22 protein-coding genes are annotated in these 21,585 nt (G+C 70.7%); 14 read left to right on the top strand and 8 right to left on the bottom strand.

Translation table 11 applies throughout. The features are described from left to right. Positions 1-36 precede the first annotated feature (36 nt). From QSK05_RS35300 to QSK05_RS35275, 6 genes are all read left to right on the top strand, one after another. Entirely contained in the window at positions 37-1,023 is a 987-nt protein-coding gene (locus tag QSK05_RS35300; RefSeq protein WP_285601770.1) for an ABC transporter substrate-binding protein, read from the top strand. Next, on the top strand, positions 1,020-1,781 hold the full coding sequence (locus QSK05_RS35295; protein WP_285601769.1) for an ABC transporter ATP-binding protein: 762 nt from the start codon (positions 1,020-1,022) through the stop codon (positions 1,779-1,781). The genes QSK05_RS35300 and QSK05_RS35295 overlap by 4 nt, the downstream gene beginning before the upstream one ends. Positions 1,782-1,976: 195 nt before the next feature. Then, the gene (locus tag QSK05_RS35290) at positions 1,977-2,885 is read left to right on the top strand and encodes an AEC family transporter (protein WP_285601768.1); all 909 of its coding nucleotides are present in this window, start codon (positions 1,977-1,979) and stop codon (positions 2,883-2,885) included. Positions 2,886-2,962: 77 nt separating this feature from the next. Then, positions 2,963-3,643 (top strand): PadR family transcriptional regulator, encoded by a 681-nt coding sequence (locus QSK05_RS35285; protein WP_285601767.1) that lies wholly within the window; start codon positions 2,963-2,965, stop codon positions 3,641-3,643. Continuing rightward, the gene (locus tag QSK05_RS35280; protein ID WP_285601766.1) at positions 3,640-4,344 is read left to right on the top strand and encodes an ABC transporter ATP-binding protein; all 705 of its coding nucleotides are present in this window, start codon (positions 3,640-3,642) and stop codon (positions 4,342-4,344) included. The genes QSK05_RS35285 and QSK05_RS35280 overlap by 4 nt, the downstream gene beginning before the upstream one ends. Further along, positions 4,341-5,750 (top strand): FtsX-like permease family protein, encoded by a 1,410-nt coding sequence (locus QSK05_RS35275; protein WP_285601765.1) that lies wholly within the window; start codon positions 4,341-4,343, stop codon positions 5,748-5,750. Before QSK05_RS35280 ends, QSK05_RS35275 begins: the two co-directional genes overlap by 4 nt. A 49-nt stretch (positions 5,751-5,799) precedes the next feature. Here QSK05_RS35275 and QSK05_RS35270 read toward each other — a convergent pair whose 3' ends face one another. Next, the gene (locus QSK05_RS35270; RefSeq protein WP_285601764.1) at positions 5,800-8,835 is read right to left on the bottom strand and encodes a glycine--tRNA ligase; all 3,036 of its coding nucleotides are present in this window, start codon (positions 8,833-8,835) and stop codon (positions 5,800-5,802) included. 215 nt (positions 8,836-9,050) lie between these two features. Here QSK05_RS35270 and QSK05_RS35265 point away from each other — a divergent pair, with 215 nt between their 5' ends. The 4 genes from QSK05_RS35265 to QSK05_RS35250 are packed head-to-tail and all read left to right on the top strand — an operon-like array spanning position 9,051 to position 13,514. Then, positions 9,051-10,199: an FIST signal transduction protein gene (locus QSK05_RS35265; RefSeq protein ID WP_285601763.1), complete on the top strand. Its 1,149-nt coding sequence runs from the start codon at positions 9,051-9,053 to the stop codon at positions 10,197-10,199. Beyond that, positions 10,196-11,743, top strand: a complete 1,548-nt coding sequence (locus QSK05_RS35260) for a putative bifunctional diguanylate cyclase/phosphodiesterase (protein WP_285601762.1) — start codon at positions 10,196-10,198, stop codon at positions 11,741-11,743. The genes QSK05_RS35265 and QSK05_RS35260 overlap by 4 nt, the downstream gene beginning before the upstream one ends. A gap of 26 nt (positions 11,744-11,769) precedes the next feature. Beyond that, entirely contained in the window at positions 11,770-12,573 is an 804-nt protein-coding gene (locus QSK05_RS35255) for an MOSC domain-containing protein (protein WP_285601761.1), read from the top strand. Next, complete coding sequence (locus QSK05_RS35250) at positions 12,570-13,514, top strand: PDR/VanB family oxidoreductase (protein WP_285601760.1); 945 nt, start codon at positions 12,570-12,572, stop codon at positions 13,512-13,514. The genes QSK05_RS35255 and QSK05_RS35250 overlap by 4 nt, the downstream gene beginning before the upstream one ends. Positions 13,515-13,556: 42 nt before the next feature. Here QSK05_RS35250 and QSK05_RS35245 read toward each other — a convergent pair whose 3' ends face one another. The 5 genes from QSK05_RS35245 to QSK05_RS35225 are packed head-to-tail and all read right to left on the bottom strand — an operon-like array spanning position 13,557 to position 18,422. Continuing rightward, complete coding sequence (locus QSK05_RS35245) at positions 13,557-14,306, bottom strand: FAD:protein FMN transferase (RefSeq protein ID WP_285601759.1); 750 nt, start codon at positions 14,304-14,306, stop codon at positions 13,557-13,559. After that, positions 14,303-14,755 (bottom strand): FMN-binding protein, encoded by a 453-nt coding sequence (locus QSK05_RS35240; RefSeq protein ID WP_285601758.1) that lies wholly within the window; start codon positions 14,753-14,755, stop codon positions 14,303-14,305. Before QSK05_RS35240 ends, QSK05_RS35245 begins: the two co-directional genes overlap by 4 nt. A 29-nt stretch (positions 14,756-14,784) precedes the next feature. Further along, on the bottom strand, positions 14,785-16,167 hold the full coding sequence (locus QSK05_RS35235; protein ID WP_285601757.1) for a ferredoxin reductase family protein: 1,383 nt from the start codon (positions 16,165-16,167) through the stop codon (positions 14,785-14,787). A 54-nt stretch (positions 16,168-16,221) separates the two neighbouring features. Then, positions 16,222-17,694 (bottom strand): sensor histidine kinase, encoded by a 1,473-nt coding sequence (locus QSK05_RS35230; RefSeq protein WP_285601756.1) that lies wholly within the window; start codon positions 17,692-17,694, stop codon positions 16,222-16,224. After that, positions 17,691-18,422 carry a response regulator transcription factor gene (locus QSK05_RS35225; protein ID WP_285601755.1) on the bottom strand — a complete coding sequence of 244 codons (732 nt, stop codon included), beginning with the start codon at positions 18,420-18,422 and terminating at the stop codon, positions 17,691-17,693. Before QSK05_RS35225 ends, QSK05_RS35230 begins: the two co-directional genes overlap by 4 nt. A gap of 174 nt (positions 18,423-18,596) precedes the next feature. Between QSK05_RS35225 and QSK05_RS35220 the strand changes: the two genes are divergently transcribed. The 3 genes from QSK05_RS35220 to QSK05_RS35210 all read left to right on the top strand — a co-directional run bounded on the left by QSK05_RS35220 (position 18,597) and on the right by QSK05_RS35210 (position 19,560). After that, complete coding sequence (locus QSK05_RS35220) at positions 18,597-19,094, top strand: DUF2231 domain-containing protein (protein ID WP_285601754.1); 498 nt, start codon at positions 18,597-18,599, stop codon at positions 19,092-19,094. A 66-nt stretch (positions 19,095-19,160) separates the two neighbouring features. Then, positions 19,161-19,271, top strand: a complete 111-nt coding sequence (locus tag QSK05_RS35215; RefSeq protein WP_285601753.1) for a carboxylesterase family protein — start codon at positions 19,161-19,163, stop codon at positions 19,269-19,271. A gap of 70 nt (positions 19,272-19,341) precedes the next feature. Then, positions 19,342-19,560 (top strand): hypothetical protein, encoded by a 219-nt coding sequence (locus QSK05_RS35210; protein ID WP_285601752.1) that lies wholly within the window; start codon positions 19,342-19,344, stop codon positions 19,558-19,560. A 21-nt stretch (positions 19,561-19,581) separates the two neighbouring features. Here QSK05_RS35210 and QSK05_RS35205 read toward each other — a convergent pair whose 3' ends face one another. Then, the gene (locus tag QSK05_RS35205; protein ID WP_285601751.1) at positions 19,582-19,998 is read right to left on the bottom strand and encodes a glycine betaine ABC transporter substrate-binding protein; all 417 of its coding nucleotides are present in this window, start codon (positions 19,996-19,998) and stop codon (positions 19,582-19,584) included. A 41-nt stretch (positions 19,999-20,039) separates the two neighbouring features. Further along, positions 20,040-20,879 carry a helix-turn-helix transcriptional regulator gene (locus QSK05_RS35200; RefSeq protein ID WP_285601750.1) on the bottom strand — a complete coding sequence of 280 codons (840 nt, stop codon included), beginning with the start codon at positions 20,877-20,879 and terminating at the stop codon, positions 20,040-20,042. A gap of 100 nt (positions 20,880-20,979) precedes the next feature. On the opposite strand from QSK05_RS35200, the gene hxlB reads away from it, so the two are divergent. Beyond that, positions 20,980-21,549 carry a 6-phospho-3-hexuloisomerase gene (gene hxlB, locus QSK05_RS35195; protein ID WP_285601749.1) on the top strand — a complete coding sequence of 190 codons (570 nt, stop codon included), beginning with the start codon at positions 20,980-20,982 and terminating at the stop codon, positions 21,547-21,549. Positions 21,550-21,585: the final 36 nt, after the last annotated feature.

Here is a 21,585-nt window from a genome sequence, read left to right as displayed (position 1 = left end):
GTTGTACGCAACCACCTACGAACGGGGAATCCACCCATGTCCGCGCGCACCCGCGTCCATCAATTTGCCCTCACCGCAACCACTCTGATACTTCTCGTCGGCTGTGGCGCCTCGTCCACCACCTCGTCCACCCGAGCCGCCGACGCGAGCGGAAACTACCCCCTGACCGTCGGGAACTGTGGTGACGAGGTGACCTTCACCGCCGCTCCGGAACGTGTGCTGCTACTGAAGAGTGCTTCGGTTCCCTATCTTTCCGCGCTCGGGGTGCTCAGTGACGTGACGGCCCGGGCCGGTGCCTACCCCGCTGACTACTACGACGAGGCCACGCAGAAGGCCCTGGACGAGATTCCGCTCCTGACCGACAAGACCGATACCAGCGGCCATCTGCAGATCTCCCAGGAGGTCGTGATCAGTCAGGAACCCGACCTGGTGCTCGGCGAGGCGCAGAACCTCACCCGTGACACGCTCACCTCCGTCGGCATCCCCCTGCTGGAAGAGCCCGGCCTGTGCGGTGACGGCCTGGAAGATCCCGGTTTCGACGATGTCTACGACCAGATGCACTTCTACGGCAAGGTCTTCAACCGCCAGGCCGAGGCCACGGCGGCCGTCGCCGACCTGAAAAAGCGCCTGGCCGCGGTGGAGAAGGGCGAGAACCGCACCGCCGCAGTGCTCTACCCCACCGTGGGCGGTGGGGTCACCTATGCCTACGGATCTCGCAGCATGGCCCAGCCGCAGCTGGAGGCGGCCGGTTTCACCAATGTCTTCGGTGACGTGGACGAGCGTGTGTTCGAGGTGACGCTGGAGAAGCTCATCGGTCTGAACCCCGACGTCCTGGTTCTGCTCTACTCCGACGGTGATCCAGACGACGTGACCCGAGCCGTCACCGACCTGCCGGGATCCGAGAAGCTGACTGCGGTGAAGAACGGCGACCTGATGCCGCAGCTGTTCAACTTCACCGAACCGCCCAGCCCTCTGGCGATCACCGGTCTGGAGCGCATCGAGGAACGGTTCGGCCGGCAGTGATCGAGGCCCACGGGCTGCAGTTCGCCTACGGTACCCAGCGCGTGGTCGACGACGTCTCGATCACCGCCCGCACCGCAAGGGTGCTGGGCCTGATCGGCCCGAACGGTAGCGGCAAGACCACCCTGCTGCGTCTGCTATACGGATCGCTCAAGCCCTCGGCCGGCCGGATCAGCGTCGACGGGCGTGCGCTGGAGCGGCTCACCACCCGCGAAACCGCCCAGCACCTGGCCGTGGTGGTGCAGGAGAGCGGTGGTGAGACCACCATGACGGTCGCCGAGATGGTGCTGCTCGGGCGCGGTCCGCACCTGGGCGACTTCTCCCGCACGAGCAAGAGCGACGAGGAGATCGCCTGGACCGCCCTGCACCGGGTGGGAGCCCTGCACCTGGCATCCCGCAGTTTCGCCGGGCTCTCCGGTGGCGAGAAGCAGCGCGTCCTGATCGCCCGCGCCCTCACCCAGCAGGCGTCGCACCTGCTGCTGGACGAGCCGACCAACCACCTCGACATCCGCTACCAGCACGAGATCCTCTCGCTGGTCGCGGAACTGGAGACCAGCGTCGTGGTCGTGCTGCACGATCTCAACCTGGCCGCTCGCTACTGCGACGATCTGGTCCTGCTGGAGCACGGCCGCCTGGTCGGTGCGGGCCCGGCGGACGAGGTCATCGAGAGCGAGCTGATCGAGCAGGTCTACGGCATCGGCGTGGAGCGCGTCGCGTACCGTGGCCGCAAACACCTGATCTTCAGCCCGCGCCGATCCTGAGTCGAGGGGTACCGCGGTGGCGGCGAGGACGTCGTCCGCAGCATCGACCATCATCACCTACCCGTCGGGAACCCGGGAACCCGTGTGTGCCAGCATGAACACGTCACTGGAGCCTGCCCTCGTCGGACATCACAGGCCCGGAGTCTTTCAGGGGAGGCGCCCCAGCACCCGAAGGGCTTCTGAATCTTGGCAGGCGTGGTCACCGGTTTCGCCATCATCCTGATCGTGATCCTGGCGGGGGTGGTCCTGGCCGCGACCGGGGTGGTCCCGGCCGAGGGCGCGCGGTACCTGAGCAAGACCGCCTACGCCGTGGCCAATCCGGCGCTGCTGTTCATGACGATGGCCCACGGCGATCCCTCGGTGCTGGCCTCGTCCGCCGCGCTGGTGGCCCTGATCTCGGCGATCATCAGCGGTGCGATCTTCGTACTGCTCTCCCGGCTGTTCTTCCGCCGCCCGCTGGCGGAGACCACGATCGGTGTCACCGCGTCCTCCTACGCCAACGCCGCGAACATCGGGCTGCCGGTCGCCACGTACGTGGTGGGCAACGTGGCCGCGGCCACGCCACTGATCATGTTGCAGCTGGTGGTGCTGGCTCCCGCGGTCACGGCGGCCCTGGAACTGGGGACGCGGGGGCGCCTCGATGTTCTCGGAACCCTCACCGTCCCGGTGCGAAATCCCTTTGTCGTGGCCACGCTCGCCGGTGTGCTGGTGGCTCTCGCCGGCATCACGCTGCCGGACGTGGTCAGCGGGCCGCTGGAGATTCTCGGCGGGGCGGCGGTGCCGCTCATGCTGATGGCGTTCGGCATATCGCTGTGGGGGAGGCGTCCCCTGGCCGGTGCCGATCTGCCGCCCGTGCTCACCGCGACCGTGGTCAAGACGATGGTGATGCCGTCGGTCGCCTTCGTCGTGGCCGGGCCCCTGCTGGGCCTGGACGGGGCGGCGTTGTTCGCCGTGGTGGCAATGGCCGCCCTGCCGACCGCGCAGAACGTGCAGACGTATGCCATCTGGTACGGCCGGGGTGAGCCCATCGCGCGGGATGTGGCGCTGCTGACCACGGTGGTGTGCGTTCCGGTGCTGATGCTGATCTCGGCGGTGTTCGTGTAGGACTCGGTCAGGCCCGTCAGCGAAGGGATGCAGTGATCTATACACCCGGTGTATGAACCGAGTGTATAGTCATGATCATGGCCATCGGCGATGCGCTCCTGGCGCTCCTTCTCCCGGGCCCCCGGCACGGGTACGACCTGAAACGCACGCACGACGAGTGGTTCGCCGGTCTGCGGCCGCTCGCGTTCGGGCAGGTCTACTCCACGCTGGCCCGCCTGCAACGTGACGACCTGATCCAGATCGCCCAGACCGAGGCGGGGGACGGCCCCGAACGGACCGTCTACGAACTCACCGACGCCGGTGGGGCCCGGGCCCGGGACTGGCTGGCCGAGCCGATCGATCCGGGGGTGCCCGGCGGTGTACCGGCCGACGAGCTGATCCGCAAGACCCTCGCGGCCTACCGTCTGCACGCCGACCCGGGCGCTCTGTTGTCCCGGCAGCGGGCGACGCACCTGCGGGCGATGCGGGCACTGGAACTCTCTTCGGGTGAGACCGACCGTTCCGTGACCGCCCTGGGCCGCACCGGTGTCCGTGATCTCCAGCGTCTGCATCTGGACGCCGATCTGCGCTGGCTCGAGCTGACCGGCGAGCGCATCCGGCGACTGCCCGCACCGGCGGTGGGCATACTGCCCGGCGCGGTTCTGGAGTACCCCGCGACGGACGAATCCGACGAGCCCGCCGAATCTGACGAGCCCGCCGAGGGTGAAGACCCTGAGAACACCGAACCGACCCCGTCCGCCGAAGGAGCACGATCATGAGTCAGATCGGTGTATCTGACACCGCCGAGCCGGTTCTCGTGCTGGAGAACATCCAGCACGCCTACCACCGCACGGTCGCCGTCCGGGGCGTCAGTCTCACCGTGCAGCCGGGCGAGATCCTGGCCGTCACCGGGCCCAGCGGCTGCGGCAAGTCGACCGTGCTGCACGTCGCGGCCGGGCTGATCCGGCCGCAGAGTGGCGAGGTGCGGCTCTTCGGCCAGTCGCTGACCGGGGCCGGTGACGACGAGCGGGCCCGGCTGCGCCGCAGCAAACTCTCCCTGGTGCTGCAGTTCGGTCAGCTCGTGCCCGAGCTCACCGGTCTCGACAATGTCGCTCTGCCCTTGCTGCTGGACGGGCACGGCCCCAAGGAAGCCCGCCGGCTCGCGCTCGGCTGGCTGGAGCGGTGCGGCGCGCAGGAGCTGGCCGAGGTCGAGCCGGCTGAGATGTCCGGCGGCCAGGCGCAGCGGGTGGCGGTCGCGCGCTCGCTGATCACCAGCCCGCAGCTGATGCTCGCCGACGAGCCGACCGGCAGCCTGGACTCGATCGGTGGCCGGGAACTGCTCGACCTGATGATCGGCGAGGCCCGGCGCAGTGGTGCCGCCCTGATCGTCGTCACCCACGACAATTCCGTCGCGGCCCGGGCCGATCGTGAGATCCGGCTCTTCGACGGTGAGATCGCCTCCGAGGCGGTGCTGGTATGAGTACCGGTGCGAGTTCGATCTTCTGGCAGCTGTCCCGTCCCCGCTCCGCCGCCGACCGGCAGCGGGCCCGGCGGATGGCATTCGGGGTGGCCGGCAGCGGTGCCCTCCTGCTCGGCGCGCTGGCGATCCTCACCCTCCGGGTCGGTACCGCCTCGTCGTACACCTGCGACGACTCCGGGTGCTACACGGACCTGGGTGTGAACGGGCCCCCGGATGGAGGTCTGGCTCCCTACGTGGTCGAAAGTGGGCTCCGCGGAGGCACGGCCATCGGGGCGGTCCTGCTGGTCGTGCCCTTCGTGCTCCTGGCCCTCCAGGCGCTGCGCACCGGTACGGCCGCCCGCGAACGACGGCTCGCCGCGCTGAGTCTGGCCGGGGCCACCCGCCGCGACCTGCGCCGGCTGGCCTTCCTGGAGGGGACGCGGGCGGCCGTCATCGGAGCACTCGCGGCGGGACCGCTCTACCTGCTGCTCTGGCTGGTTCTCGGCCCGGCTCTGCCGATCGGGTCGAAAATGCTTCCCCAGCCCGAATGGCCGATCCTGGTCGGCTGGCTGGTCATGGTAGCGGCGGCGTTTCCCCTCGGCGGCCTGGTGGCCGCTCAGGCCGCCCGCCCGGCCGCGGTGTCACCTCTGGGCCTGACCCGCCGGCAGCAGCGTCCTCTGACCTCAGCCCATGCTGTCGCACCGGTGGTCTCAGCCGGCCTCATCGCGATCTTCCTGTGGAGGTCCTCGTTCATGCACCAACTGGGCGTCGGTGGTGCAGCGGCCGCCACCGTGGCCCTGGCGATCAGCTCCGGCCCGTGGGTGATCCTGTTCACCGGATGGTTGGCCGCGCGTCGTCGCGGGCTGGTTACGTCCATGGCCGGACGTCGCCTGATGGCCGATGTGCGCACGCCCGGTCGGGTCGTCGGCGTGATGCTGGCCGTGGGTATCTCGTACGGCATCATCGCGACCCTGGTGGTGGACGTCACCGGGCCGGACGCCCACGACCAGAAGTTCTACCTGGTCGGTATGGCCGGTGCCGCGGTGGCGGTCGCCGTTGCAGCCGTGGTGGCGACGTTCTCCCTGGTGGTGGGGGCCACCGAGCAGGTTCTCGACAACGCCCGCGCCACCGCGATCCTGGTGGCGCTCGCGGCCTCGCCGGCCTTCGTCTCGAAGATCGTGCGCCGGCAGATGCTGCTGGCCGCGGTGCCGGCGACCGTGCTCGGGGCGGTGCTGGGCTGGCTCGTCTTCGGGGTCTTGGTCGTCGGCTCGGAGGACGAGGGGGTCGGGCCCAAACTCGCGGTCGCGCTACCCGCCGCGATGGCGGCCGCAGCTCTGTCCGCGACCGTCGGCGCCTTGGTCGCGGCCCTGGCGGTACGCCCTACGATCCGCAGCAGCTCGGGGCCCGAGAACCTGCGCACGCCCTGACCTTCCGGTGGTTCCCGCCAACCCGGGTGAGCGGGAACCACCGGATGCCTCAGCGGGTCGTGCTCTGGGCGTCGATCTTGACGGCCCGGGAGAGTGCCTCCCAGTCCAGGCCGGTGGTCTCGGCGACGTCACTGATGGCCGACAGGATGGCGATGCGGGCCTGACGGACGGCCGGATCGGGGGCCATCACCTGCACGTCTTCGAGGAAGGCATGCAGCGCGGTGACCAGCGGGGCGCAGGCCTCGACGAGCTGGGTCAGCGAGGCGCCCGGCGCGTACCCGGCCGTGCGGGCCTGGCCGTAGACCTCGGCCAGGGACTGGGAGCTGGGGTCGGCCGAGACGTCCAGCGGGCTGCCGGCGGCGGGCCGGTCGGCGTTGCCGATCAGGCGCCGCGCCCGCTGCACCCCTTCGACGAACCCACCGATCAGGCCTGCGGCGACGAGCTTCTCGACCTCGGCCAGCACCGCGGAGGTGGCGGCCGGGGTGGCGGCCAGCGGCAGGACGGCGGTCACCAGGTCGACATCGTGACCGGCCTCGACGTACGCGCGTTCCTGACGGCGGACCACGAACGTGGCGGCCTGCTCCAGGGCCTTGCCCGGAACCTCCAGGCCCTGCGCCCGCAGGGCCTGCGCGGCCGTCTCCAGCAGGTCCGGCACGCTCAGCCCGGCCAGTTCCGGGTGGGCGTGCAGCGTGGCCACGAGGCCCAGCGCCGCGCGGCGCAGACCGAACGGGTCTTTGCTGCCCGAGGGGGAAGCGCCGATCGCGAAGAGACCGGCCAGCAGGTCGGCGCGGTCGGCGAGTGCCAGCACCGCACCCGGCAGGGTGGAGGCGGGGCTGTCCTCGGAGGAACGCGGACGTTCCATGTCGCTCAGGGCGGTGGCGACGGCCTCGGACTCACCGGCGGCCAGCGCGTAGTAGCGGGCCATCGTGCCGGCCAGCGACGTCATCTCGACGACCATCTGCGAGGCCAGGTCGAACTTGGCCAGGGCTCCGGCCCGCTCGACGGTGGCGCTGTCGGTGGCGCTCAGCCCGGTGCGGGTGGCCACGGCCGAGGCGATGCGGGCGATCCGGGCCGAGCGCTGGGCCATGGAGCCCAGGCTGGTCTCGAACGTCAGCTTCTCCAGCCCGGCGTGCAGGTCGGCCAGGCTGCGACGGCGGTCGGCGGCCCAGAAGAACGAGGCGTCCTCGAAGCGGGCGCGCACCACGGCCGCGTTACCGTTCGCGACCACGTCCAGGTCGCAGGAGCCGTTGGCGAACGTGACGAAGCCGGCCAGCAGACCCGCGCCGTCCTGCTGCCGGATCGGCAGGTAACGCTGGTGCTTGCGCATCACCGCGATCAGGATTTCCGGCGGCAGTTCCAGGTAGCGCTCGTCGAAGCTGCCCCGGACCGGAACCGGCCACTCGACCAGGTCGACGATCTCGTCGACGACACCGCCGTCGACGTCCTCGTCCACCCGTCCACCGGCCGCGGCGGCGAGGCGGTGGGCGGCCTCCAGGATCACGCGGCGACGCTGCGAGCGGTCGAGCATGATGTCGTGCCCGCGCAGGAAGTCCTCGTACCCGTGCGCGCTGGTCACCTCGACGGTCGGGGTGGACGCCAGGCGCAGCACCCGGGTGCTCGTGCCCGAGGTCAGGGCTCCGGCGGTGACCGGGAGGGGCGCCTCGCCCAGCAGGGCCAGGAGCCAGCGGATCGGGCGCACGTAGGCCAGGTCGGGGTCGGACCAGCGCATGTTCCGCTCGGCGTGCAGGTCGCGCACGACGTCGGCCAGCAACGAGGACAGCACCTGCGCGGCGGCGCGCCCGGGCAGCTGCCGCACGACGCTGACGTACTCGACGCCGTCGACCTGAACGCGCTCCAGCGTGGCCGGGTCGACCCCGTGCTTGCCGGCGAAGCCGGTCGCGGCCCGGGTCAGGGCTCCGGCGGCGTCGAAGGCCGCGGTGGCCCGGGGGCCCCGGACGGTCTCGGTCGCGTCGCTCTCGCGCACCGCGACGTCGTCGACCAGGACGACCAGGCGCCGCGGGGTCGCGAGGGCGCGCACCGCGCCGAAGGTGAGCCGGGTCGCGCTCAGGCGCTCGCGCACGGTCGTGCCGAGCCAGTCCTGGGCCCGTTCGACCTCACCGGCGGGTAGTTCCTCCAGGCCGATCTCGAACAGGAGCGTGGACGGCGCGGTGGCCGGGGCGGGGAGGGGAAGCGGCTCGGCGGCGACCGGGGTCTGCACCGTGCCCAGCGGAAAACCGTTCTCCTCGCGGCGTTCCACCCACAGCGAGGCGACGTCGCGGGAGAGCCGGCGCATGGTCGAGAAGGCCCGGGCGCGTTCGGCGGTCGAGACCACACCGCGGGCGTCCAGCACGTTGAAGGTGTGTGAGCACTTGAGCAGGTTGTAGTAGGCCGGCACCGGCAGCCGGCGCTCGATCATCAGCGTCGCCTCGGCCTCGTGCAGGTCGTACAGGCGGCGCGCGGTGTCGATGTCGGCGTCGTCCAGGTAGTAGCGGCTCATCTCGTACTCGACCTGACCGAACGCCTCGCCGTAGGTGATGCCCGGCGCGTACTGGATGTCCTTGAAGTGGTTGACCCCCTGAAGGGCCATGACGATGCGCTCGAGCCCGTAGGTGATCTCCACCGAGGTCGGCGACAGGGTCACGCCGCCCATCTGCTGAAAGTAGGTGAACTGGGTGATCTCCATGCCGTCGAGCCAGACCTCCCAGCCCAGGCCCCAGGCGCCGAGGGCGGGGGAGGCCCAGTTGTCCTCGACGAACCGCACGTCGTGCGCGTCCAGGTCGATGCCGATGGCCGCCAGGGACTCCAGGTACAGCTCCTGGGGGTTGCCCGGGTCGGGCTTGAGGATCACCTGGAACTGGGTGTGCGTCTGCAGCCGGTTCGGGTTCTCGCCGTAGCGGCTGTCGTCGGGGCGCACGCTGGGCTCGACGTAGGCGACCCGCCAGGGTTCCGGTCCCAGGACCCGCAGGGCGGTGGCCGGGTTGGCCGTACCGGCGCCGACCTCCGTGTTGAAGGGCTGCACGGTCATGGCGCCCTGCTCCGCCCAGTAGGCCGTGAGCCGGGACAGGACTTCCTGGAACTTCAGCATGTCAACTTCCATCGAAACGGGGGTGGCCGGCGGTGCAGGCGGAGTCTATCGACGCCCCCGGTCTGCATCGCCTGCTGCACGTACCGGGCGACCCGCTGTTCACCTGCTCCAGCAGTGACGACCACATCTGGCAGGTGGCCTGACCCCGGCAGTCCTCATCTTTCCCGCCGGCCGGCCGATGGTTGAAGGAGGTTTGCCGAGGGCAAGGGGACATGGTGAGGGCCTGGACGGGTCAGTGGCGTGCGGGCACGGGATACGCGGATCCGTTGCCGGCCTGGGACGGCCCGGCGACGTTGGTGATGGTCTTCGGTGCCGCGGCGGTGCTGGAAGCCACCGACAGCAGCCCGCTGCCCGAGGTGCTGGCGGCCTATCCGACCTCCGTGGTGATCGGTTGCTCGACCGCGGGCGAGATCCTGGGGGAGAGGGTCGAGGACGGCACCCTCACCGTGGCCGTCACCAGCTTCGCGAGCACCCGCCTGCAGCTGATCACCCGGGACATGAGCGCATCCCGCGACTCGCACCAGATCGGCCGGGAGCTGGCCGAGGAGCTGGCCGCCGGTGATCCCGGGCTGAAGGGGATCATCGTGCTCTCCGACGGCCTGCGCGCCAACGGCGCCGAGCTGGCCCGGGGCCTGAGCGAGGGGGGCCGGGGGCGGGCCCTGATCACCGGTGGCCTGGCCGGGGACGGCCACCGGTTCGACCGGACCTGGGTGCTGGTGGACGGGCGTCCCCGCACGGGCGCGGTGTGTGTGGTCGGGCTGAGCGGCCCGAACCTGCGGATCGGTCACGGCGCCGGGGGTGGCTGGAGCATCCTGGGGCCGGAGCGGAAGGTCACCCGCTCGGAGGGGAACGTGCTGTACGAGCTCGACGGTCAGCCGGCTCTGGGCCTGTACCGCAACTATCTCGGCGAGCAGATGGGCGACACCCCCGAGGCGACGTTGTTGTTCCCCCTCTCGGTGCGCACCCCCGACGGTGCCCAGAGCGCGGTCGTGCGCACGGTCCAGGCGTTCGACGAGCAGCAGCAGAGCATGGCCTTCACCGGTGACATCCGGCAGAACTCGGTGGCCCGGCTGATGCGCGCGAACATCGACGAGCTGGTCGAGGGGGCGGGGGACGCGGTCAAGGGGGCCGAGCTGATGCCCGGCCTCCCGGTGATGACCCTGGTGATCAGTTGCGTCGGGCGTCGCGCGGTGCTGGGCCAGCGCACGGAGGACGAGCTGGAGACGGTGGCGTCGAGGTTGCCGACCGACGCGCTGATCGCCGGCTTCTACTCCTACGGGGAGATCTCACCGATCGGGGAGAAGACCTCCGGGCTGCTGAACCAGACCCTCACCATCACGACGTTCCAGGAACTGCCGTCATGACCTCCCCTCCGGAGCAGGATCCGGACCGGCAACCCGAGCTGCACCGGCTCCTGGTCCGCCAGCTGCGCCGGCTGAGCCTGGACCCGCAGCAGCCATCGGCGCCGGAGGTCTGGACCCGGCTGCTGGCGGTGGTGTCGGCCACGTACGAGCAGGCCGACAAGGACCGGTACCTGCTGGAGCGCTCGCTGGAGGTGTCGTCCACCGAGATGCGCGGCCTGCACGACAGTCTGAGCCGCACGGCGCTGATGGACGAGCTGACCGGCCTGCCCAACCGTCGCGCCCTGCTGGAACGGCTGCAGCAGCTGATCGCGTCGCAGCATCAGGACGGCCCGGTGGTGGCGGTGCTGTTCATCGACCTCGACGGGTTCAAGCTGATCAACGACAGCCTGGGGCACGAGGCCGGCGACGAGCTGCTGGTGCTGACGGCCGAGCGGCTGCGCGCGGTCTGTCGCCGAGGTGATGTCGTGGCCCGGCTGGGCGGGGACGAGTTCATCGTGGCCGGCTCGTTCGCCACCCCCGGCCGGGCGCAGGAACTGGCCGAGCGGATCGCCGTGGAGCTGGAACGACCGCTGACGATCAAGAGCTGCGAGGTGGTGGTCAGCGCGAGCATCGGCGTGGCCCTGAACACCGTGGAGGACGCGGTGCCCGGTCCCGGTACCGACACCATCCTGCAGCGCGCAGACCTGGCCATGTACGCCTCGAAACGGGGCGGGCGGGCCCGTCTGAGCGTCTTCGACACCCAGATGCAGCTCGACGTCGACCGCAAGATGCGCATCGTCTCGCAGCTGCGCACCGCCATCTCCGCCGGTCAGCTGAACCTGCGCTACCAGCCGGTGATGCGCCTGGACCGGCACCAGATCATCGGCGCCGAGGCGCTGGTGCACTGGCAGCCGGCCGGTTCCCCGTCGCTGACCGCCGCGGAATTCGTGCCGATCGCCGAGGAGTACCGGATGATCGGCGATCTGGACACCTGGGTGCTGCGGGAGGCATGCCGCCGGGCCGCGCACTGGCGCCCGGGCCGGGGCCGGATCTCGGTGAACCTGTCGGTGCAGACCTTCGAGGCGATCGACGTGGTCGACCTGGTGAACGAAACGCTGCAGGAGACCGGGCTGGCGGCCAACCAGCTGGTGATCGAGCTGGTCGAGGAGGCGTTCGGGGCCGACAGCCCGGCCGTCGCGCAGAACCTGGCCGGGGTGCACCGGATGGGTGTGCGGCTGGCGATGGACCACTTCGGCTCCGGCACCTGTCCCCTGGCCCGGCTGAGGACCGTGCCGGTGCAGGTGCTGAAACTGGACGAGTCGATGACGGCCACCGTCGACCGGCACGAGGCCGGGGCCGCCATCGCCGGCGCGGCGGTGGGCATGGGTCACGCTCTCGGGCACCTGGTCATCGCCGAAGGTGTGGAACGCCCGGCTCAGGCCGACGTTCTGCGCGCCCTGGGCTGTGATTCCGCCCAGGGGCCGCTGTTCGGGTTCTCCGGTCGGCCCGAGGTGCTGGATGCCCTGTTCGCCTCGACCAATCGGCCACCGATCGCCGCGGGCTGAGGAACCTTCTGGAATAGTGGCCCGGCGTGGGCATCAAACGCGACGGACCCGGGACGTCGGTGGGGCGGGTCGTCTCGCTGTGGCACTATCCGGTCAAAGGGCTTTCGGCGCAGCCGTTGTCCGAGGTGGAGCTGACGCCGGGGGCCGGTTTCCCGGCCGACCGGATCTGGGCGCTGGCCCGTCCGGGAGGCGACTACCACCCCGGACGGCGCACCCCGGTGAGCAAGCACCAGTTCTTCGTGCTGGTGAAGGAGGAACGGCTCGCCGGCCTGAACACCCACCTGGACGCCGACAGCGAGAACTTCACCGTGAGCGTGCGCGAGCACGTCGTCCTCCAGGAGAACTGGACCACGCCGCAGGGCCGCGAGCGGAGCATGGCGTTCTTCGCCCGGGTGCTCGACCTGCCGGCGGGGGTGCTGCCGGTGCTGGCCCGCGAGGACGGCCGCCGGTTCACCGACGTCTCGGTGGTGTCGGACGCCCTGATGAACGCGGTCTCCATCATCAACCTCGCCTCCGTGCGCGACCTGGAGCAGCGCACCGGCCTGTCGATCGACCCGTTACGCCTGCGGGCCAACATCTATGTCGACGGCCTGCCCGCCTGGAGCGAACTGGGTCTGGTCGGCAGCGACATCACGATCGGCCAGGCCCGGCTGCACGGCGTGCGCACCACGCACCGGTGCGCGGCGACCGAGGTGAACCCGGCCGACGCCCGTCGTGACATCCCGCTGCCGCGCCTGCTGGTGCAGCACATCGGCACCGACGAGATCGGCGTCTACGGCGAGGTCATCGACGGTGGAGCGGTCAAAATTGAGGACGAGGTGGTCTGGTGAGCGACCGAAGGCTCCGGGTGAGCGCGAAAAGGATGCTGACATCGTCCATCTGCGAGATCGAACTGCGTGACCCGGCCGGCAGCGCTCTACCGCCGCACCCACCCGGTGCGCACGTGTCGCTGGAGACCCCGGCGGGTCAGCGCCGTAGCTACAGCATCACCAACCCGGCGTCCGAGACCGACCGTTACGTGATCGCGGTGCACCGGCAGCCGGACGGACGAGGTGGCTCGGTGAGTGTGGTCGACGACACCGAGATCGGTTCCCTGCTCACTGTTTCCGCTGCCACCAGTACCTTCGATCTGGTCGAGGCACCGCGCTACCTGCTCGTGGCCGGTGGCATCGGCATCACCCCGATCCGCTCGATGCTGCATCACCTCCTCGAGCAGGCGCGGGCCCGGGTGCGGCTGGTGTACCTGACCCGCACCCGCGAGGAGACCGCCTACGCCGAGGAACTCGCTCATCCGGACCTGATGGACGTGGTGGTGCTCCATCACAGCGCCGTCTCCGGCCGCGCCGACCTGTGGCCGTGGCTGGCCGAACCCGACGACCAGACCCACGTCTACTGCTGCGGGTCCACGGCCCTGATGGACGAGGTGCGGGCGCTCACCATGCACTGGCGGCCCTCCCACATCCATTTCGAGGACTTCGCCGGGGTCGACGCCCTCGGCGGCACGAGCGCCCCGTTCACTCTGACCTGGGAACCCACCGGCGAGCCGATCGGCGTGGCCGCCGGCGAGACGGCGCTGGATGCCTTGCGGCGCAGCGGAGTACGCACCCCCAGCTCCTGCGGGTCGGGCACCTGCGGCACCTGCCGGCTGCGTCTGGTCGCCGGCCAGGCCGAGCACCGCGACCTGGTGCTGACAGCGCAGGAACGGGAATCCTTCGTGATGCCGTGCGTCTCCCGGGCCGCGGGCGAGGCGATCACCGTGGCGCCGCTCTGACCGGCTTCCCGTTCTGCCCTCCGCGGTGCGCGGGCGTACTGCTCAGCCGGGGATGTCCGTCCGGCGGCCGTCGGCGAGCACCAGCACGGCCCGGATCCCGGCCTGTCCGGCGAGCCACTCGCCCGCCCGCCGGGGTCCCATGGCCACCGCGGCGGTGGCGTACACGTCGGCGGTGACGATGTCCGGGGCGATGACGGTGACCGACGCCAGTTCGGTGCGGCGGCGCCCGGTGTGCGGGTCGAGGATGTGCGCGCCCCGCTGGGCCGTGCCCGAGGTGGCCACCGCGACCGGGCCGGTGGCCTCGAGAGTCTCCAGCAGCCGGGAGGAATCGTGTGGATCGCTGATCCCGACCCGCCAGCCGCGGCCGGGTTCCGGGGCGCCCAGGCACAGGACGTCCCCTCCGCCGTTGACGCAGTGGTCGCGGGACCCGGCCGCGGCCAGGATGCCGGAGGCCTCCTGGACCGCCCAGCCCTTCACGTATCCGGAGGGGTCGAGGTGGTCACCGTCGGGGCGGGCACTGAAGTAACCGTCGGTAAGGTGTTCCAGGCGCTCGCACTCCTGGAGCACCCGGCGGACGTCCGGTGAGGCGTCCGGCAGCCGCAGGTCGCCGGAGCGCAGGCGGCTGATCTGGCTGTCCTCACGGTAGGTGGAGAACATCGCGTCGATGGCATGGATCCGGGCCAGGGCTTGTTCCAGAGACCCGGTCGCGAGCCCGCGGCCGGTGATCCGGAACGAGAAGACCGTGCCCATGCAGGGTTCGGCGTGGACTGCCGGCGCGCTGGTGGTGGTCACGTCAGACCCGCCTGATCCAGGGCCGACTGCAGGGACTGGCGGTAGCCGTCGCTGGTGTAGGTCGCACCGGAAATGGTGTCCACCTGGGCGCTCTGCTGCTGCACCGCCTCCTGGATCAGCTCGGGGCCGGCCCAGGAGTTGATCTGCTGCGAGTGCCCGTCGAAGGCGGTGAGCTGGGCGAACGAGACGTCGGTGATCTTCTTGTTCGTCACCGTGACCTGTACCTGGATGATGCCGTAGCGGGTGGTCACCGCGTCGCCCGTGTAGGTGCTCGACGTCGCCGATCCGTTGGAGCTGGAGCCGGAGCTGGAGTCCGAGCTGGCGCTGGAGCCCGAGGTGTCGGCCGCGGTGGTGGTGAGGATCGGTGAGTTCTGGGTCTGCGTCTTGAGGGACAGCAGGGCGACGATCCCGGCGACCGTCGCCGTGCTGGTCAGCACGAGGCGATTCATGATGGGGCTCCTTCGGGGGCGCGGTGCCGTCAGAACGTGAACGACTCGTGGTGGACGGCGGCGCGGGGGACACCTTCGCGGCGCAGGTTGTGGATGACCCGGCCGACGAGTTCGTCCGGGCCGCAGAGGTAGACCTCGTGCTCGCGCAGATCCGGCAGAAGGTATCGAAGTTGCCGCCGGGAGAGATGGTCGGTGGATCGGCGGTCGCCGACCAGGTATTCCAGACGGGCGCCGCGGGCCGCGGCGATCTGCTGGATCTCCTGCCACAGCACCAGGTCTGAGGTGTCGCGGGCACGGTAGAGGAGGGTCAGGCCGCCGGGGGCGGCGGGGATCGTCTCGAAGAGCGCCCTCAGCGGGGTGATCCCGATGCCGATCCCGATCAGGAGCACCTTGCCGCTGGCCCGTCCCCGGGACGAGCGCCGGTCCAGGTCGCCGGTGAAGGAGCCGTAGGGGCCCTCCGCGAGGACCCGGGTGCCGGGGCGCAGGTGGGCCAGTGCTGCGCTGTGGGTTCCGGCGGTCTTGACCGTGATGCGTAGCCGGTCCCCGGCCGGAGGGGCCGAGAGGGAATAGGGGTTGGCCGCGGCCCAGAGCCCGGGGGTGAGGAACCGCCAGCGGAAGAACTGTCCCGGCCGGGCGTCGAGCCGGGCCAGGTTCCGGCCCCGCACGGTGACGGACACGGTGTCGGTGCCGTGCGGCACGACACTCTCGACGCGCAGGGTGTGCCGGGTGAGGTTCAGCAGGGGGGTCAGTAGGCGGTACCACAGCAGCAGGGTCCCGACCACGGCGTACAGGGCCAGCCACACGACCTGCACCCGACGGTCGGTGAAGTCGGCGCCCGCGGAGAACTGGTGGGTGAAGGTGAGGGCGATGGCCAGGTAGGTGAGCAGGTGCACCAGGTGCCAGGTCTCGTAGGCCAGACGGCGGCGGGCCGCGCGGGCGGAGGTGACGCCGACGAGCAGGAAGAGGCCCAGGGCGGCGGTCGCCATCAGCATGTCGAAGCTGGTCAGCAGGGCCCGGACCTGGGCCAGGAGCCCGGTGTGGCCCTCGACCGTGTACCCGGCGACGATCAGCAGGGTGTGCACGACGGCCAGACTGACCACGTAGCGGCCACCGGCGGCGTGCCAGCGGGCCAGCCGGTCGGCGCCGACGCCTCGTTCCAGGGCGGGGACCCGGGCCATCAGGGCCAGCACCACGAGCACGGCGTACCCGGCGGCGAGCCCGGTGATCCTCCCGGCGTTGGTGAGCAGCCCGCCCGTACCGGAGACGAAGGTGGTGTCCTGCCACCACAGGCCGAGCACCGGTGCAGCCCCGAGCGCGATCAGTGTGAGGGCGGCCACCGGCGTGATCCGGGCCCGGCCGGGAGCCGGCGGAAACGGGGCGGTGTGCTGGTGGGGCGGTGAGATCGCGGTCATGGGGCCTCCTGGCTCGATGGCTCCACGGTGACCGGTCTACCTCTGTGATTGTTCTCAGGAAGCTGGGACGGAGCCGGGAGTGGCACCAGAATCGGCTGGGAGGGTCAGGGTCACGGTGGTGCCCTCGTCCGTCGAGGTGAGTCCGACGTCACCCAGATGGGCCTGCACGATCGCGGCGACGATGGCCAGCCCGAGTCCGCTGCCGCCGGAGCGGTGGACGTCGCCCCGCGCGAACCGCTCGAAGGCCCGCGGTACCAGATCGGCGGGCATGCCCGGGCCGTCGTCCCGGACCTCGATGCTCGTGCGCCGGCTGAGTTCCCGCACGTGCAGGGTCACGGTGGTGCCGGCGGGTGTGTGGGTGGCCGCGTTCGTCAGGAGGTTGGCCAGCACCTGGGCCAGGGCGTGGGTGTCGCCGTGCACGGTGACCGGGTGATCGGGCAGGGAGAGCTTCCACCGGTGCCCGGGGTTGGCGGTGCGGGCGTCGTCGAGCGCCTCCAGGGCCAGCCGGACGATGTCGACCGGTTCGTGGGCCAGGGGGCGGCCGTTGTCCAGGCGCGCCAGCAGCAGCAGGTCGTCGACGAGGTGACGCATGCGCTGCGACTGCGCGGTGATCCGTCCCAGCGATCGGTTCACCCCCTCGGGCAGGGAGTCTCCCCCCTCGCGCCGGGCGAGTTCCGCGTGACTGAGGATCACGGCTACCGGTGTGCGCAATTCGTGGCTGGCATCGGTCAGGAACCGGCGCAGGCGCACCTCGGTGTCGGCCCGGGTGTGCAGAGCCGACTCGACCTGTTCCAGCATGGCATTGAAAGCACTGATGAGAACGTCGATCTCGCTGCCGGCGGACTGCTGGTCGAGGCGGCGCGGCAGGGAGACCTGCTGCGCGGTCAGGGGCAGGCCGGCCACCACAGCGGCAGTGGCGGACACCCGGGCCAGAGGCCGGAGCATGACTCTCACCAGTGAGGCGGCCACGACCACCAGGGTCAGGAGGGCGACGGTGGAGACCCCGGCCACGGCCAGGACGAGTACGCGGACCGTGTGCTCGATCGGCTCGGCGGGCAGTCCGGCGACCAGCAGGTCACCGTCCCGGCCGGCCGTGACGACGATGCGGTAGTCGCCCAGTCGAGGCAGCTCCACCGTGACCGGACCCGCCGCGTCCGTGAACTGCGCGAGGCGCTGACGGGCCGTCAGGGGAACCTGCGTGGAGGTGCGGTCGTCACCGATGATCGCGGCGTCCGTGACCTTTCCCCCGTACAGGCGGGCGCCGAGGGTGCCGGCCAGCTGACCCTCGACCCGGCCGAAGCGCTCGGCGGTGTCGGCCGAGTCGTCGTCGCTCTCGCCGTCGTACTCCAGTGAGACCGCGAAACGGTTACCCGCAGCCTCCAGCTGGGCGTCCAGACGGGAGAGCAGGACGTGCCGGACCAGCAGCGCGGTGGCGAGCGCGGTGGCGGCGAAACCGATGGACAGGGCCAGGGCCAGGACGGCGATGAGCCGGCCCCGCAGGGTGCGGGGAAGCCCGGGACGGATCATCGGCCGGCCGGTTTGAGGATGTACCCGATGCCGCGCACCGTGTGGATCATCGGTTCCCGTCCCCGGTCGATCTTCTTGCGCAGGTAGGAGATGTACAGCTCGACCACGTGGGCGTCACCACCGAAGTCGTAGTTCCAGACCCGGTCCAGGATCTGCGTCTTGGACAGGGCGCGGCGCGGGTTGCGCATGAGGAAGCGCAGGAGCTCGAACTCGGTCACGGTCAGGTCGACCCGATCGCCGCCCCGGGTGACCTCACGGGCGTCCTCGTCCATCACCAGGTCCCCGACCACGAGCCCGTTCCCGCCGATGCCCGGGGCCGGGTCGGACGCGAGCCGGGCCCGGCGCAGGAGCCCTCGCAGGCGGGCCAGTAGTTCCTCGGTGGCGAACGGTTTGGTCAGGTAGTCGTCGCCACCGGCCGCGATACCCGCCACCCGGTCTTCCAGGCTGTCGCGGGCGGTCAGGAACAGCACGCACACGTCCGGGTCGACCGCGCGCAGGCCGCGCAGCACCTCCAGGCCGGTCGTGTCGGGGAGCATCACGTCCAGGACGACGATGTCGGGCGGGTCCTGCGCCGCCAGCCGGACGGCCCCGGCGCCGTCGCCCGCGGTCCGGACCTGCCATCCCTCCAGTGTGAGGATGCGGGCCAGCGCATCGGCCAGGTCCTGCTCGTCCTCGACGACGAGCGCCCGGACGACGGAGCCGGGGGCGGACGAGGAGGTGGAGGTCATTGCCCCAGCATGCCCGGGCCGGAGGTGCGATGCGGCGGCGGAACTTCTGCGTTTCCTCTGCAACCCGCCGGTCCGGCCCCCGGGAGGAGATCAGCCTCCATGATCTTGAACAGCGTCACCGGGTCAGGAGGTGCTCAGCCGGGCACACCGGCCCGGTCCGGAGGAGGCACATTCATGTTCGACACCGTTGCCGGGCTGCCCCTGCATCCCCTGATCGTCCACGCGAGCGTGGTCATGATCCCGATCGCGGCGATCACCGTGCTGGGCAGCGCCCTGTCCGCGCGGTTCCGCGGTTGGGCCGGACCGGTACCGCTGCTGCTGACCGCGGCCTCGCTGGTGTTGTACCCGATCTCCACCGAGTCCGGGGAGTCACTGGAACAGGTGGTCGGGCACGAGCCACTCATCGAGAAGCACGCCGAGCTCGCCGACGGTCTACTGCCCTGGCTGATCGTGCTCGCCGTGGCCGCCGTCGCAGTCACCTGGTGCTGGTGGAGGGAACGTTCAGAACGCTCCGAGGGCCGGGACGAGCAGGACTCGACGACCGGCCGGGTCGTCCTGGTCGCCGTCGCGGCGCTGTCGCTGGTGGCGGCGATCGGTACGGGTCAGCAGGTGGTCCGGATCGGGCACAGCGGCGCCGAGTCCGCCTGGGGAGACACCGTCTCGGGGAACTGACCGGCGACGGCCTGTTCCGAGCCGCGCACGACCTCACCCGAGCCGGGCGGGAGTAGGTTGCCGGGCATGTCTGTCGTTCGTTTCCGCGGGGGTGCCGTGCGCGGCCTCTCCCGCCCCGGTTCCACCGCCTTCCTCGGTATCCCGTTCGCCCAGGCGCCGGTGGGAGAGCGTCGCTAGCGCCCTCGACGGCACCAGTCAGCACTGCACCGACATCCCCTTCGCCTTCGACCTGCTGGATGCCGAGGGGGTGGAACGCGTGCTGGGCGAGAAGCCTTCCCAGGGGCTGGCCGACACCCTGCACGCGGACTGGGTGGGATTCGTGAAGACGGGCCAGATGCCCTGGACCCCGGCCGAACCCGACACCCTCACGCGCGCCCGCCGCTACGAGAACGAAGGATCCTTCGAGGCGGAGCAGGCCTACCGGTTCGAGGTCGGCCTGGCCGTGACCGAGCGCCACGAGCACTGAGGCGCCGGCTGGTGACGGGCCTCAGACGAGGCCCTTCTCCTGCAGCCACTCCTTCGCGACCTCGTCCGCGGGGTCCTGATCGATCTGGACCTTGGCGTTCAGGGCGGTCAGGGTGTCGGTGTCGAGGGCCTTCGAGATCGAGTTCAGCACCTCCTGGGCCTCTGCCGGCACCGATGAGGTGTTCACCAGGGGGATGACGTTCTGCACGCCGAACACGTTCTCGGGGTCGGTGAGGGCGACGAAGCCGCGGTCTTCGATCTCGGGGGTGGTCGAGTAGAGGATCGCGGCGTCGACGGTGCCCTTCGTGAGGGCGTTGACGGTCAGGGGCCCCGCCGTGTCGAGTGACGTGAATTCCTTGAAGTCGAGCCCGTAGACCTTCTTCAGCCCGACCAGGCCCTGGTAGCGGGTCTTGTCCTCCGGCGCGCCACCGAAGGTCATGGAGGCGGCGAAAGGCCGGAGACCGGCCCGACTGAGGCGTCTCAGCGGGCCAGAGCCACCAGTTCGGCCCGCGTGCGGGCGCCGGCCTTGCGCAGCAGGTTCGACACGTGGAACTTCACCGTGTTCTGGCTGATCCCCAGATCCCGGGCGATCTCCTGGTTGCGCCCTCCGCCCACCAGCAGCTGCAACACCTCGCGCTCGCGCGGGCTGAGCTCGATGCTCTCCTCCAGGGGCAGTACCGGCGCCGGTGGGTCCAGGGGCAGGGTGATGCTCAGGTCCGAACCCCAGCCGGGCGTCGAGGACACGTCCAGCCGACCGTCCAGGGCCGCGACGTTCTCGGCGATCGGCCGCAGTGCGTCGTCGTGGGCGCTCAGTTCCCCCCGCCCGTCGTCACGGATGCGGACCAGGAGGTTCAACCCGTCGCAGTCCCACTGGATCCGCACCCGCCGGGTCTCCCCGGCGTCCACCATCGCCAGGACGGCTGTGCGCACCATGGCGCGGGCCGCGTGCGCGACCTCACCGGGCAGCGCCCGCCCCTTGGCGGGCGGCTCGATGAACTGCACGTCGAGGTCACCGAACCGCACCAGGGGACGCAGGTCGTTGCGCAGGCGCGAGAACGCGCCGACCACCGGCTCGAGGATGGCGCTGCGCTGCTGATCGGTCTGCGTGCGCAGGCTCACCAGGGCCGCGGCGGCCAGGTCGATGGCCATCGTGCGCGCGGCCCGGTCGTCCAGCCGGGGCGAGCGCAGGACCGCCAGCAGCGACTCCAGCGTGACCGCGTGGCGGTCGGCCAGTTCCGCGACCACGCGGGCGTGGTCGACCACGAACTGACGCGAGGCCGGCGACGGGAGTCTCGCTGAATCGTCCATCACATCGTCCATACGCCTGAACCTACCCGACGAGCCGTCCTACCCGAACGGGTAGGACGAACGCTCCGGTGGGGGAGCAGCCCGGAACTCGCCCGATCGGCAGACTCGTGGTGTGACCACGAAAACGGTTTCTGCACAGGCATCCTTGATCGCCATCGCCGATGAGCTCCGCGCCTGCGCCAGCCTGCTGGCGGTGTCGGACATCGACCGGTTCGCCCGGTTGCTCCACGACGCCGACCGGGTCTTCGTGCACGGCGCGGGCCGTTCCGGTCTCGCCCTGCGGATGACCGCGATGCGGTTGATGCACCTGGGCCTGGTCGTCCATGTGGTCGGTGAGGTGACGGCCCCCGCGATCGGCAAGGGCGACGTGCTCCTGGTCGCCAGCGGGTCCGGCGCCACCCCGGCCATCGTCCGCGCCGCGGAGACGGCCGTCGCCGCCGGGGCGCAGATCGCGGCCGTCACCACGGCCCCGGACTCACCGCTGGCTGCCCTCGCCGACGAGAGCGTCATCATGCCCGCGGCCGACAAGCTCGATCGCTCGGCGAGCGTCAGTATTCAGTATGCCGGAAGCCTTTTCGAGCAGTCACTGGTCGTGCTGGGAGACGCGCTCTTCCACGCCCTGTGGTCGGAGTCCGGTGCCTCGGCGGACGAACTGTGGCCCCGGCACGCCAATCTCGAATGATCACCCCGCAACCAACACCCCAGTATCGAGGACCAT

Origin of the sequence: Kineosporia sp. NBRC 101731 (genome assembly GCF_030269305.1) — a bacterium.
In the GTDB taxonomy this organism is placed as follows: domain Bacteria; phylum Actinomycetota; class Actinomycetes; order Actinomycetales; family Kineosporiaceae; genus Kineosporia.
The sequence above is the reverse complement of the archived record's forward strand: the minus strand, read 5'-3'. Positions and strand labels throughout refer to the sequence as shown.

Bases quoted from the DNA above. Each gene is read 5' to 3' on its own strand.
- QSK05_RS35285 (WP_285601767.1), top strand. From the start codon at position 2,963: ATGGCCATCGGCGATGCGCTCCTGGCGCTCCTTCTCCCGGGCCCCCGG.
- QSK05_RS35270 (WP_285601764.1), bottom strand. From the start codon at position 8,835: ATGCTGAAGTTCCAGGAAGTCCTGTCCCGGCTCACGGCCTACTGGGCG.
- QSK05_RS35215 (WP_285601753.1), top strand. From the start codon at position 19,161: ATGTCTGTCGTTCGTTTCCGCGGGGGTGCCGTGCGCGGCCTCTCCCGC.
- QSK05_RS35260 (WP_285601762.1), top strand. From the start codon at position 10,196: ATGACCTCCCCTCCGGAGCAGGATCCGGACCGGCAACCCGAGCTGCAC.
- QSK05_RS35225 (WP_285601755.1), bottom strand. From the start codon at position 18,422: ATGACCTCCACCTCCTCGTCCGCCCCCGGCTCCGTCGTCCGGGCGCTC.
- QSK05_RS35230 (WP_285601756.1), bottom strand. From the start codon at position 17,694: ATGATCCGTCCCGGGCTTCCCCGCACCCTGCGGGGCCGGCTCATCGCC.
- QSK05_RS35235 (WP_285601757.1), bottom strand. From the start codon at position 16,167: ATGACCGCGATCTCACCGCCCCACCAGCACACCGCCCCGTTTCCGCCG.
- QSK05_RS35220 (WP_285601754.1), top strand. From the start codon at position 18,597: ATGTTCGACACCGTTGCCGGGCTGCCCCTGCATCCCCTGATCGTCCAC.
- QSK05_RS35275 (WP_285601765.1), top strand. From the start codon at position 4,341: ATGAGTACCGGTGCGAGTTCGATCTTCTGGCAGCTGTCCCGTCCCCGC.
- QSK05_RS35280 (WP_285601766.1), top strand. From the start codon at position 3,640: ATGAGTCAGATCGGTGTATCTGACACCGCCGAGCCGGTTCTCGTGCTG.
- QSK05_RS35205 (WP_285601751.1), bottom strand. From the start codon at position 19,998: ATGACCTTCGGTGGCGCGCCGGAGGACAAGACCCGCTACCAGGGCCTG.
- QSK05_RS35200 (WP_285601750.1), bottom strand. From the start codon at position 20,879: ATGGACGATGTGATGGACGATTCAGCGAGACTCCCGTCGCCGGCCTCG.
- QSK05_RS35240 (WP_285601758.1), bottom strand. From the start codon at position 14,755: ATGAATCGCCTCGTGCTGACCAGCACGGCGACGGTCGCCGGGATCGTC.
- QSK05_RS35300 (WP_285601770.1), top strand. From the start codon at position 37: ATGTCCGCGCGCACCCGCGTCCATCAATTTGCCCTCACCGCAACCACT.